Here is a 13,595-nt window from a genome sequence, read left to right on the forward strand (position 1 = left end):
ACCCGTTCGCCACTTTACTCATCCCGAAGGACTTTCGCGTTCGACTTGCATGTGTTAAGCACGCCGCCAGCGTTCATTCTGAGCCAGAATCAAACTCTCCATATCAAAATTTAACAGAGATCCTCATCAATTCAGGTAACTTTTTATCGTTACCTCTGCATATTTCAAAGACGATAATTTTTTTCGCCGCCCCCACTTTTCCAATTTCTAAGGGCTTATGAGCCAATTCGGCATGCCTTGCAATCTTCAAGTAGTAGGTAGTATACAAACACTTAAATCAAAGTGCAAGACAGATTTTATAACTTTTTTAAAAAGAATTAAGGCAAGTGGTCAGCAAGCCTTTTTAGGCTATAGAAAATATGTCAACTTGAAGTATGACAATCTCCTTTACAGCGGGCTTTTCGTCATCAATCTTGACACGATTAAGCATTACATGCATAAATCATATGGCATACATAAAAAACATACTTTGTTAAAAAAAAGGAGAACTTGTAATGAAAAAAATTGTGCTTTTAAGCTTGCTTCTTATTGCTATTTTAAGCAGCTCACTTCAAAGCATGCAGAGCTGCCAACTATGCGCTTTAATGACTGAATACAAAAACACACATCAAACACTATATAATTCTATTACATGCCTTTTTTGCAATCAAGAAATTGATAATGATGGAATATCGTATGAATTATTAACTTCGCAAGATTACACATTTCGAATTCATGATGCTCAAGAGCTTAACTGCGTAGCACTTATGAAAAATTCTTTTACCCAAAACTCAACTCATCTCTGTGATTCGTGCACTAAAAATCTATCCCTCTTAGAAAGAGACGATAATGAGCACGTAAGTAAGTGCCACTTAAAATGTGTTTCTTGTTGCGTTGCATGGCTTCCCTGTTTTCTCTGTTATTTCTGGGATGAATGCAGCTGTAAGGAGTGCCCCTTTTTCTATGGCGATGCATGGAAAGAAGCTTGCTGCTGCAAAAAATAATTGTTCTTTTTTCTTACTATTTAATCATAAGGTTTTAAGCAATGAACATACTTTCTTTATGCATAATAATAAGCCTATTGCTGAGCTCTGAAAAAACAGTTCTTGGCAACCAACAAAGCTCAAATAAAAAACATGATAAAATTGATCTTACCACCATTCGGTTGGGAGAACTTGAAGATGGATTCTGCATTCCTTGTCATGGTGGCATTAAACCACTTTCTCCTGATGAAGAAAATGATCTTTTAAAACAAATTAAAGGATGGAATATTCATCGTAACGATTCAAAACCACACAGCATTGTTCGCGAATACAACTTTGCCAGTTTTTCTGAAACAATTAAATTTCTGAACCAAGTAGCAGTGGTTTCTGAACGCGAAAAGCACCACCCCGATATCTATCTGTCCTACACACGCTTGCGCCTAGAGCTGCATACTCATGCAATTAAAGGGCTTTCACTCAATGACTACGTCTTAGCTGCAAAAATCAATAAACTTAAGCCTGTGCTCGGACAGCAACGGGTTGAACGCCCTTCAACAAATATAAGGTCTCACCGGATTAAGCAAAGCCAAATTCAAGAAAACCTTGCCCAATTGATGAAATGGAAAGTCAAAAAGACAACGCACCCTCAACTTACGCGAGAAACATCATGGAAAAATTTTGCTCAGGCTATGGAGTTTGCAAATCTCTTGGCTCATTACATAGATGAAGTGAAGTACTACCCAGAGATCTATATTTTTTACAATAAAGTAAATCTTGAACTCTATGAACACCCAAAGTCGAGCAGCCTTGAAGGACCAGATTTTATTGTTGCTCGATCAATAAATCTGATTATTGATCGAGTTTGGCAAAAGTTTCATACACGTGCATCAGAGCCACAGTACAAAGGGCTCCTCTCTCAATAATGATTATGACCTCTATTCAATGACTTATAAGCCCAGCTGTTTTAATAGCTGGGCCTTTTTGACAAATAATATTTAGGCTAGAAGCCACAATGAAATGAAACTGAAACATCTACTTGTAAGACTCAATCGCTTTTTCAAGGTTCTCTATTTTATCTTCAAGGAGTTGGACGTCCGGTTTGCGCTTTAGTCGCTCGTTGATAGGCATTTTTAACAACTTAGATTCAAGCTTCGAAATGTTCTCTTTGATCAAATCAACAGGCAAATGATTATCATTTAAACTCTTTTCAATTTTACCAAGGTTGCCATATATTCTTACAAGAAGATCATGCTTATCATTCTTCATAAGCTCTTTAAAATCATCGGTTAATTCGTTGTAATAATTCCCTATTTGATAGACTTCAACCTGCATCCGCATTTTTTCTTTATCCGCCCCATTGAACTGATCGATGATAGCCTGACATTTTTCTGAAAAAATGGAAAATTCAGCGTTGCTAGCAGATTTTTTACGAAGATCTTGAAAACGTTCATAGGCAGACAAACCATTTCCGTCGTTAGATTGTTTCTTAATCTCGCTAAGAATGTTGATATTGAAAATGGCATCAATACAAGGGAAAAATACTGCTTTAGATGGATTGGAGATACTCAGACTCCTTAATTTACCGTCAATAAATTTGATCCTCTGGCGAATAATTTTTTTTTCACGCTTTGATAAAGAAGCATCTAAACCTATTTGTATTTTGATTTTCTCGAGATTTTTTTCTTTTTTCTGAGCAAGTGCGACAAGTTCGCGCCGGACACTTGCGGCCTGAGCATACTGACCATTTCCCATTGCATCCTTCATCTCCCACTCTTTGGCTTCAAGAGTGCTTAAAACCCTCTGCAAAGATCCCCATTGCGCCAGAATATTAAGCGTCGGCACAGAAGCAATCGCATAAAGCCTGCGAAGCATCTGCAATGATGAAAGAGCATCATTTTTCATTTGAGACTGTTCACCAAACTTTATTGAGTCAAGAGCCAAAACAGTTGGCTTCTCATTATTATCTATACGAGCAGCAATCCAATGCCCCATGCTCACGTCCTCTTGGGTTGGTCCTAGAATAATAATCTGCGACTCATTTTTATCTCGGAATGAATAAATGCTTGTGATAATTTCCTCTGAAAACCATTCACCATTGAGCTGTGCTCGGACATCTTCAAAAATAGTTAAATTGGGCAATTGCTCTGTATGATTAATCCCAATATTTTTAAAAAGCTGGTTCAATTGATCATCTGACCGATTTTTTATTTGAGCAAATAGATCGAGTATTTCTTCGGCAAAGACCGTTTCACCGGGCCTTCCAATAATTTGTTTTAACCGGTTAACAAGAGCAAGAATGTCTTCTTTTTTATAGTTTTCCATAAGATCGAGCGCAATTTTTTGATTACCATCTTGAATACCCAAAACAATGCTGTGCACAAGCGCATAGTAACCACAATCAACCTGATTAGCTTGGCTCACACCAAGACGATACTCACACCCATCAATTGCGACACAAAGCGAAAAACTTGAAACAAAAACAAACAGAAGAAACTGGACAATTATTTTCATATTACTCTCTTTCCGATTAAAAAAAGATCATCCTATTACCAAACTACAATAATTAAAATCAAATTGAAATAAAAAATTAAAAAAGTAATGGGAAGCTTGATTATTTGAGTAAAGAGCTAATCAATTGAAAAAATAGTACTTCAAAAAATACATAAATAATTTTTTAGGCCAATCGGCTCAACCCCGTCTGGGCCTTTTCTATGGTTGGACCTCTAAAAACTTATTCAATTTATTGACTATCTGAATATACAAAATGTATGCTAAGTATAAGGCAAAAGTGCCTGTAACTATGAAAATAATCCCAGAATAAAAAAAGGAGAATCATGGGAAAGAGCATAAAATTCAATAAGGATCTTGCTGAACACAATACCGGACCGCATAAGCCCGAACACTTAAACAAGAAATCAAAGAAGTTGTCAAAAATTGACCTTAAGCCAAAATCGGAGTTGAAAGCACACTTTTCTCAACGCCAATGGCCACTCGTTGATGAAGGACATAAAGGAAGAAAGATTTAAGCGTCAAACAATCATAATTGCTTTGATCCGCTCAAATCCTTCGATACACCTCGCAATACTTGGCACAGAGTAAGAGCCGGTATAGTTGGCCTTTATTTGAAGAAATATGAGAGGTCATGGTTTTCTCAAACAATCATGGCCTCTATCATTTTCTGATCAATATGCTCTTTTTTCTCTTTCTGTTACACTAACCAGGTAAAATTATAGCTTATAAGACCTTTAGCCACCGGTAGCCATTATGATACTTGATGAATTGCGCGAAAAACTCAAATCATTCGAAGCTGATATTGCAACCATCAAAGCTTGTTGGCAAAACACCAAAAGTGCTCAACAGTTTTCAGAACTTGATGCAATTGTCAGTTCTCCAGACTTTTGGCAACATCCAGACAAAGAAAAAATTATTGTTCGTCACCGTCACCTTCGACAACTGGTTGATGAATACAACAAAATTATGACGCCGTACGATGAAAGCTGCGAACTTATTGAAATGTTCAAAGATAATGAAGCTGAGCTTGAGCAGCTCAAGCCGGATATTTATGCGCTTGTACGAGCCATCCCAAAATTCAAAATAAATTTACTGCTCAATAAAGAAGAAGATGGGCAAAACTGCTACCTCACCATCAACGCAGGTGCTGGCGGAACCGAATCGCAAGACTGGGCCAACATGCTGTTACGCATGTACCTTCGATTTTGCGAGCGAGAAGATTTTGGCGTTTCGGTTATGGACTATCAAGCAGGCGAAGAAGCGGGCATCAAATCTGCAACACTGTACATTAAAAAGCGCAATGCCTTTGGCTTCTTAAAAGCTGAAAGCGGTATTCACCGCCTCGTACGCATCTCTCCATTTGATGCTAATAAACGTCGCCATACCTCTTTTACCGCAGTAACGGTTACCGCTGAAGTTGAAGATGCTGACATTGAAATTGATGAAAAAGATTTACGCATCGATACCTACCGCGCAGGCGGAGCTGGTGGCCAACACGTGAATAAAACCGACTCTGCGGTTCGCATAACACACATCCCAACAAACATTGTTGTTCAGTGCCAAAACGAGCGTTCTCAGCTGCAGAACAAACAAACAGCAATGAAGATGCTCAAAGCAAAATTGGCTCAAAAACAAAAAGAAGAGTCTAAAGCTAAAGATGAAGCTATTGAGCGCAAGAAAATTGAGTGGGGATCACAGATCCGTTCGTATGTTCTTCATCCGTATAAAATGGTTAAAGATCATAGAACCGATCTTGAATCACCTCGACCTGATGATGTACTTGATGGTGACTTGATGCTCTTTATTGAACAATATTTACTTATGTCAAGCCAGCAAAACTAACACTTACAGGAAAACATGTTACTTAAGAAAATTATTTCAATAGTTCTTACCTGCCTTATGACACAAAACCCGCTACCCGCACTTGTAGATTCAATATGCGCAAAAACAACTAACCACGAGACAACAGAGCCTGTTAATTGTTCATTTTACGTTAAATCACCTATGACTAGTTCTCATGCAAAGTCCTTGCTCATAACGGGTTTGCTCTTAGAACTTGGAGTTTTTTCCGCACTTATCGCAGCTCAAAAAAATCAAACGATAGAAACCTTTATGCAAGAAAATGACTGGGTTGATGTTGTACTGGGGTTATCATGCCTTACTGGCATGGGACTTACCCTCGCAGGAGGAATATCGCTCGGCATAGATTATGCGCCTCCAGTACTTAAACTAACTAAGCAAGGCATTGCAACACAACTCAAATCAACACCATGGAATGCAATTGAACGAGTTGCAGAAAAAAAAGATCAACCATTCTATTGTTCTTCTGAAAAATCGTTTATACAAGTTTTACTTCATGATGGAAACGTTATAAAACTCTATTGCAATAATAATATTGTGTCAGATAATGATCGCTCAAATACCATTTCAGCTACACAGCTTGCGAAGATCATAAATGAATTTTTTGATGCACACAAACAATCAAATCATGATGCTTCATAACCTTGCACTAAAAATTCTAAAACAGCTTGAACAACATTTTAAGCAACCGTTTACCGACAAAAAACCCACTATTATTGTTGGATTATCAGGTGGACCAGACTCTGTTTTCCTGCTCCATCTCTTTGCGCAACTTGCACACAACAATTCAATTAAACTTATTGCGGCACACCTTGATCACGGCTGGCGAGAAAATTCTGCGCACGATGTTAACTGGTGCAAACAGTTGTGCGATACACTCAATATCGAATTTCATACTGAACATGCGCAAAATATTACTCACGACATCAAGCCTAATGGCTCACAAGAAGCAATGGGCAGACAACTGCGCCGCGCATTTTTCAAAAAATTATCTCAAGAATTAAACGCAGATTTGATTGCACTTGCCCATCATCAAGATGACCAACAAGAAACATTTTTCTTACGCTTAATTCGTGGAACAAGTTTAAGCGGCCTACGCTGCATGGACGTCTTCTCAGATAATTACTTTAGGCCGTTACTCAAAACCCCTAAGACATTTATCCTGGAATATTTAGACACAAACAATATTGCGTACCTCACAGACCCAACAAATGCATCACCGAATTATTTGAGAAATCGCATTCGTCACCAAGTACTTCCTGCACTCCAAGCATGCGACCAGCGCTTTGATAAAAAACTTGAATCAACCATCGAACACTTGCGGGAAGAAGATAATTTTTTACAAGAACTGACCAAACAAACTTTTGAAAAAATATTTACTCACAATTCAAAAGCAGACTTACTCCAAGGAAACTTAAAGGAGTTTCAAGCCCTTCATTCAGTGCTGCAAAAAAGAGTTTTAATTTACTGGTTAATTCAATCAAAAGCTCATTTTACCGCGCAACAGAGCTTTCTGCTTGAGCTTTTAAAATTTCTGAACAGCCCACATGGCGGCACTCACCAAGTCCATGATACCTGGTTCATCAAAAAACAAAGTAACCTTTTCTGGATTACAACTAAAATTACCATCTAAAACAAAGACTGGCTCGAATAATAACTGATTGTGAAGATCATCAACCTGTAAGCCTAGATGCTGTTTTTATAAGGCGGTTGCGAAGTAATAAATTCTATTGTAAAATATATATTTAATGCTCTTGCAAAATATATCTAATTCGAACCGGAGGTTTTTATGAAATTGAATACAAAACTATTAATGCTCTCGCTCACACTGCTCAGCACCTTGAACACAATGGTTATGAAAGCAATGAACCAAGACCCCAATAAGGGCTTGTCAATTGAAGAACAATTAAAAGCACGTCGTACGCGCTTACAACAAAACGATGCCCAGCAGCAAGCTGTCGTACAACACGAAGTGCAGGCTGTTCAAAATCAATGCGCTTTTATTGATGCAATTAACGGTGAAATTAACAGCTTGATTAATGGGCTGCATAATGCACAAACATATGACGCAATTTTTGTATTACTCGGTGATATTATTACTGAGCTACAAAGACCATATGAAAACATTTCTATTATTGATATGCACGCTTCTCAGAATCAAGAAATTGTACAAGCTCTGAAACAGCTTTGTACGTGCATGGAAAAAATTATTATTGCAGTTCAACAAAGCGCACCACTCAGAAGCTATATTCTTGAAAAAGAGCGCCTTGGGCAATTTGATATTCAATTGCAACACATTGCGCAGATACTCAAATACAAACATACCGGTTCATTGATTGAAATCGAAATGAATGTTGATCAAGATGAAGAGCTTGCAGAAATGCTGCAGGAAGAAGAGCTTAACTTTGAAACGTTCAACAATAACAATAACAACAATATTATTGTTGAAGATGATGAAATTATTATAACTGAGACTATTGCACCTAAAACTCAGAGCAATAACTCCAATACGAACAACAAGAAACGTAAACTTGAAGATATTGATACTGAAAAAAACAAAAAGCTAAAACCGGATTTCATGACTCAAGCTTTTACATTTACTCAAGATTTTGAATCTATCGATCTATTTGCGACCCCTACTTACCCAAATAGAGGATCAAGTTTTGCAGCACTCTCTCAAACTAGGTTTGGTGACATTTGGCTTATGGCCCGCGAAGGAAAACTTGGTGTAGTCAAAAATCTTCTTAAGAAAGACCAAACACTCCTTAATAAAAGAGATTCAGTGCTGGGCATAACACCCCTTGCCAGCGCCGCATCAAATAACAGAACCGACGTTGTTGAGTTTTTATTGGAAGAGGGAGCGGACGTAACGACTACAAATAGATTTAAGCAAACAGTACTTATTACTGCGGTTATAAATAAATTTACAAAGATAGCCGAACTTCTGCTTAAAAATGAAGTTGATGTAAATATTCAAGATTATGAAGGGAACACAGCTCTTCATTATGCTGCACGAGAGAATAACATCAAACTGGTTAAGCTTTTGTTAGCGAATAAAGCAGATGTTAATCTTAAGAATAAAGCCGGTCATTCACCACTCGATTTAGCTTTAAGCATTGTACATAATGAAAAAAGAGCAGTTTCAATAGTAATATTATTATTGCAACACGGGGCGAAACCTAGCGTGAGTAATTGGATAGAAACTTGGAACAATCATCTCAGTAGTACCAACTAATTATTCTCTCTTAAAGTATCTTGAATTCAAAGGGCCCGCATTGCTGCGGGCCTTTTTTTATGTACCCATGCAGCTCCAGCAGGCTACACTTGCAAAAAATTATCACTTTATTCAAAAACCGTAGAATTTTAGCGTAAAATAATAAAAATTGGAGCGTCATACAACTTTTCGGAGAATAAGGGTAGCATGAAGAAATTGAATTTGTTCTATTTGATTCTAGCACTCAATTACATTTATGAAGATCCACTATTCGCAACTCCTAATCGAAATATTACTTGGACAAGTAATTCTTGTTGGATTGATTCAGGATTACAATGCATGACAACATTCCACCACTTTAATCAAGCTCTCCAACAGCAAGCACTTCATGAATCTTCATTAGGATATAAGCTTCGCTCTATGCTTAACGAACTCAAAAAAAATTCTAGCAGCCCTGTGAATGTCTCAGATTTCTATCAGTCAGCAGTCGGTCATGGAATAGGAGCCCACGGAACTGGTGGTGGTGATTTCGTTCCATCTATTCTTTTCTACCTTCTCAATAATAATCTTCCCGAGTTTAAAAAATTTTTTAGAATCATAGAGCAGAATAAACGTGGCGAAAAAATAGTTAAAAATGATGCAGTTAAAAACGCTGAAGCTCAAAAAGCAGAAATTCAAAAAGGCTACAAGATTCCAGATAATCTCAAGTTCCCTAAGACTCAAGAAGAGAAAGAGACAAAAGCCCTTCTCATTCAGCAACGAAATAATATACTTGCTCCTTTCGATAAAATTATTCAAGAAAACACGAAAAAAGTTCCATTATTCGAATATAGAGTTTCTTATTATACAACTATTTCAAATACCGATGAAATCACAATCAAGCCTCATAATCAACTAACAAGAATCATTGCACCCTTACATTTACTTCTCAAGCTTTCATCTGAATTTAACCAAAGCAATATCCCACTAAAAATTTCCCCATATTTTTCTCGTTATTCCTACGACCTTCAAGCAAAAGGATTAACAACACCTGGTCATGCAACATGCATGGTTCATGACGGCATAGAGAACTGGTATTTTTATGATGATTTAGGCAAATCTATTAAATTGGTCAATGAAGCAAAAATAGAAGATCTAAAGTATGAAGGCAAACAAAGTGATTTTCTTTACTATAACCGCACAGAGAAATACTCAGTTGACTTAGAAGATCCTTTAGTATTAAGTCATTTTGCACGTGATGGCAATAACGACCAGGTAGAAAGTATATTAAAAACAAGCAACCATGATGTTAACCAAAAAAATGAGGATCTTTTTTCGCCTCTTCACTGGGCTATATTAAGCGAACAGCCTGAGATCGTAGAAATACTTATTGACTCTGGAGCAAATGTTAACGCAAAAACAATTTCAGACGAAACACCACTTCACTTTGCTGCACTAGTTGGTTCAACTTCCATCATAGATTCTCTGATCAAACAAGGAGCTTCTATTGAGGCTATCAATAGCTCGAATAACACTCCACTCCATTACGCTGTAAAAGAGTTCAACGTAGGCGCCACAGAACTCTTATTAGACTATGGCGCAAATGTTAATGCAATATCCGATTGCATGTTTCACCCTTTAAATCAAGCAATACACAACACAAGTATTCAAACAAAAAAAGTATCATTACAACTCATACAACTTCTTCTTAGTTTTGGTGCAAATAAAAACCTATCAGATAATGGTGGCAAAAATTCTTATGAACGATGTAACACTATTGGGAATGAATTACTTAAAAATGAAGTCAAAACACTTCTTGATACAATAGTTCAAACGCGTCACCCGTCTCAGCAAAAACCGCTGCAAGACCAATCAGAATTATCATCCAGACTTACGAATCTCAAGTTAGCGCTACAAAAACTAAAAATAAAGCTACTTACTCTACACAACCAGCTTAAATTACTCTCACAAAGTCTTAAGTCTTAGTAAATTCATTTCTTTTTCGATTCTTTTGCCAAACACACAAATCAGATATGCTAAAAGCTATCTTACTCTATTGTTTTTAAAGGAAAAGGAGACCTCATGCAATCCTTGTATGCTATTTTTTTAAGTATAATTTTCATACTTAACAGTTACTCTGCATATGCCGCAATCACAACTCACTCGACACTCTCTGAGTGGAAAAATGAAACTTTTATAAAGTTTAAAGAATCACCTGATTCGCGCAATGTGAATTCTGACTCAATAGGCTTCACAGCTAACATACTTGAAGACTTAATAAACCAATACCAAACTTGGTTCCAAACTACAGATGCAAAAAATTTTCTTGGCAGTTACGCTCAAAAATTAGTAGTTCCAGTTAACAACGAAATCGTTTTAATTGGTGATCTGCAAGGAAGCTACCATTCGCTCATGCGCAATCTTTTACGACTCCAAGCGTTAGGATATGTTGACAATAATTGGAAAATCAAAGCAAATACCTACCTGATTTTTTTGGGTGACTTGGTTCAAGGTGGCAAGCATGATGGGGAGGTGCTTTACACCGTTCTTCGATTGAAATTAGCAAATAATAACAACGTCATTTGTATTAAAGGGAACATGGATGGCCGTCAATCTTTTCATTTTTCTAAAAAACCAGAATTAGGTAATTTTTTTGCAACATTCGCTCATGCATTATTCATGACATCGGGCGACAGTACAATACTCTGCAGCCATGCTGGATTCAATCTAAATGAAAATTTTAAAAATTTTATTGATGGTGTGAACCGCTATGAAAAAATCATAAATCAAAAGTCACCTCAACAGGATAACGCCAATTCATTTGAATCATGCGGTTTTACAGGAAAAACAGCCGGTACTAACTACATGCTTACTCAAAAACAAGCTATCAATTACTTTACTGCCAACGGAATTAAAGCCCTTTTTAGAGGCCATCAAGATTCAAGCTTTGGTCTCAAGGTTTTTTTCAATCAAAACATTCATAAGGATGATCCAAAAGCAAAAGAACTTATTGATAAAGAAGCAAACTCAGGTGTCAAAGAAGCAACTCGCTATCATGGAGGAACACAAATGTATCATTGGTCAACTGTTATCAACTTTTATAACCAAATGGGCAATGCTCTTGCTGATAAAAATGGCATTATTTTGGAGAAATGCGAATACCCAGTATTCACGCTCTCGTCTGCACCAGAGGGGAGAACGATAGACTTTGACTGCTTTTGCATCGTTAAAACTGCTCATGAATATAAAAATTGGAGACTGGTTCCCTATGAATTTCAACTCCCGAGCACACGAAATAATAAATTTGTTTCGATTCAAGAATCTGGAAACCCAACAGAAACAATAAGCAACCAAAATACAGGTATTGATGATATTGACCTTGATCCGATCTCTGTTCAATGGACCGCTAATGAACTGAGCAATAAGCTTAAATCACTCAAAGACAGCCTTGAAAAACTAAAACATAAACTCACCCAACTCAAAGATCGCTTGAATGATCTAAAAAATAGTTTATAGACTCGATCATCTCCAATTCTTTTGCCAAACACACAAATCAGGTATGCTAAAAACTGTCTTGTTATATTGTGCTTGAAGGAAAAGGAGAGAGCATGCTACCAAGAGAGCCCAAGAAAAAGCGTAACGACCTTACGTACCTCCTTTGGTTTGTTATCATTTCACTGCTTCTTCACAGCATCATAGTTTTCATCCTCGCCCTGTTTGGTTTTCAAGGGGGTTCATTTAACAAGCTGAAAGATCTCTTTGCCAAAGAAGCACGAGAAAAAAAACCAACTTTTGTTATGTTTCATGATGAAAAACCAAAAGCAACCAAACAACCGGATACACCGAAACCCAGTGAAAAGTTAGAAGAGAAAGAATCTCTTCAAGAGAAAAAGCAACCTGATTTAGAAAAAAAGAAGGTCGAGCAAGAAGCCCCGCAAGCTCAAAATCAACTTTTAGAACAAGAACCACCACCATCCATTATCAATACAAGTCCTGCCAAACTGGTTGCTCCCCTATCAGCCTTTGGATATCCAGATGCACAAGCTGAACCAACGTTTCATCCAGAACTGCCAGACTCAAATCAGGGTGATATCATAAAAGTAGAAAGTGCAACTCCCCAGCAACCAGAAGAACCCGGTTCTTTAGAAAAAAAACGTGCTGCAAAAGAATCACACCATGAGCCTGCTGAAAAAGTGGCTCCAATTCAGCAAGCAAAAAAAAACAAGCAATTAAAACAAGAGAAAAAGTCTCAAAAAAGAGGCTCTAAAAAAAATCACAAAGCTCAAGAAGATATTCAAGATCTCCTAATACAAGAACTCAAAAATTCAATTGTTGATGAAGCACAAGATAAAAAACAGGTTCAAGACCAAGAGCATGAAGATCATCCTAAAGATCTTATAGAAACTCACGATGAAATTGACGATATAGAAGATGTCGAAGTAATTGAAAGCACAGAGAACACAAGCTCAGCGTTACTCGAAAAAATTCGTAACGTAAAACAAGTTCCTGAGCAAGAAACAATCGGCCTTGATGTACAAGGGCCCGAAATGGTAGTGCGTGGAGCGCGCAAAGAAGTCCCCGACCAAGAACCACGTAAAAAGAACATTCTTGCCCTGACCAAGGGATTTGTTGAAAAGCTTACCGGTGAAAACGGGACCGACCTGATTGATCGAGATGGTGACCCTAATAAAAAGCCTACCTTTGAAGAGCTCAAGTTTTTATCGTACGAAGCAAAAATCAACTGGGCACTCCAGGCCTCATGGAAACAAAATATTGAACACAGCCAAAAGCATAAACCTATTCCGGGCACCGTTGACGTTGCTTTTGTTATCGATGCTCGAGGCATCCCTCAGAATATTACGATTATGCAGTCCAGCGGCATGCAGGACCTTGACCAAACTATTGTTCATAATATTAAAAACGCCGCACCCTTCCCTCCTATCCCCGAACACTTAAATATGGCTGAATATCCTGTACGGCGATCGATACGTGTATATTTGTTTGGAAGGGGCTTCTGATCTAAGCAACTCTGGCTATTATTCGAGTTTCTTTCCTTCTTCAAGCCCAAC

General features: G+C 37.5%; 11 protein-coding genes and 1 rRNA gene. 10 read left to right on the plus strand and 2 right to left on the minus strand.

What is annotated here, in order from left to right; genetic code table 11:
- Positions 1 to 105, minus strand: a 16S ribosomal RNA gene (locus tag JST56_03865); the annotation flags it as partial.
- A 389-nt stretch (positions 106 to 494) separates the two neighbouring features.
- On the opposite strand from JST56_03865, the gene JST56_03870 reads away from it, so the two are divergent.
- Positions 495 to 983, plus strand: coding sequence for a hypothetical protein (locus JST56_03870; GenBank protein ID MBS1988103.1), 489 nt, complete (start codon positions 495 to 497; stop codon positions 981 to 983).
- 41 nt (positions 984 to 1,024) lie between these two features.
- Entirely contained in the window at positions 1,025 to 1,885 is an 861-nt protein-coding gene (locus JST56_03875; protein ID MBS1988104.1) for a 4a-hydroxytetrahydrobiopterin dehydratase, read from the plus strand.
- A 109-nt stretch (positions 1,886 to 1,994) separates the two neighbouring features.
- Here the strand turns inward: JST56_03875 and JST56_03880 are convergent, their stop codons facing one another.
- Positions 1,995 to 3,473: a hypothetical protein gene (locus tag JST56_03880; protein MBS1988105.1), complete on the minus strand. Its 1,479-nt coding sequence runs from the start codon at positions 3,471 to 3,473 to the stop codon at positions 1,995 to 1,997.
- A 323-nt stretch (positions 3,474 to 3,796) separates the two neighbouring features.
- Between JST56_03880 and JST56_03885 the strand changes: the two genes are divergently transcribed.
- From JST56_03885 to JST56_03920, 8 genes are all read left to right on the plus strand, one after another.
- Entirely contained in the window at positions 3,797 to 3,988 is a 192-nt protein-coding gene (locus JST56_03885) for a hypothetical protein (GenBank protein MBS1988106.1), read from the plus strand.
- Positions 3,989 to 4,226: 238 nt separating this feature from the next.
- The gene (gene prfB / locus JST56_03890; protein MBS1988107.1) at positions 4,227 to 5,315 is read left to right on the plus strand and encodes a peptide chain release factor 2; all 1,089 of its coding nucleotides are present in this window, start codon (positions 4,227 to 4,229) and stop codon (positions 5,313 to 5,315) included.
- 15 nt (positions 5,316 to 5,330) lie between these two features.
- Positions 5,331 to 5,975 carry a hypothetical protein gene (locus tag JST56_03895; protein MBS1988108.1) on the plus strand — a complete coding sequence of 215 codons (645 nt, stop codon included), beginning with the start codon at positions 5,331 to 5,333 and terminating at the stop codon, positions 5,973 to 5,975.
- Positions 5,929 to 6,966 carry a tRNA lysidine(34) synthetase TilS gene (tilS, locus tag JST56_03900; protein MBS1988109.1) on the plus strand — a complete coding sequence of 346 codons (1,038 nt, stop codon included), beginning with the start codon at positions 5,929 to 5,931 and terminating at the stop codon, positions 6,964 to 6,966. Before JST56_03895 ends, tilS begins: the two co-directional genes overlap by 47 nt.
- A 156-nt stretch (positions 6,967 to 7,122) precedes the next feature.
- Entirely contained in the window at positions 7,123 to 8,568 is a 1,446-nt protein-coding gene (locus JST56_03905) for an ankyrin repeat domain-containing protein (protein MBS1988110.1), read from the plus strand.
- A 186-nt stretch (positions 8,569 to 8,754) separates the two neighbouring features.
- Positions 8,755 to 10,512, plus strand: coding sequence for an ankyrin repeat domain-containing protein (locus JST56_03910; GenBank protein ID MBS1988111.1), 1,758 nt, complete (start codon positions 8,755 to 8,757; stop codon positions 10,510 to 10,512).
- Between the two features lie 96 nt (positions 10,513 to 10,608).
- Entirely contained in the window at positions 10,609 to 12,042 is a 1,434-nt protein-coding gene (locus tag JST56_03915; protein MBS1988112.1) for a metallophosphoesterase, read from the plus strand.
- A gap of 92 nt (positions 12,043 to 12,134) precedes the next feature.
- On the plus strand, positions 12,135 to 13,544 hold the full coding sequence (locus tag JST56_03920) for a TonB family protein (protein MBS1988113.1): 1,410 nt from the start codon (positions 12,135 to 12,137) through the stop codon (positions 13,542 to 13,544).
- Positions 13,545 to 13,595 lie beyond the last annotated feature (51 nt).

Source organism: Candidatus Dependentiae bacterium, assembly GCA_018266175.1.
Classification (GTDB): domain Bacteria; phylum Babelota; class Babeliae; order Babelales; family RVW-14; genus JAFEAY01.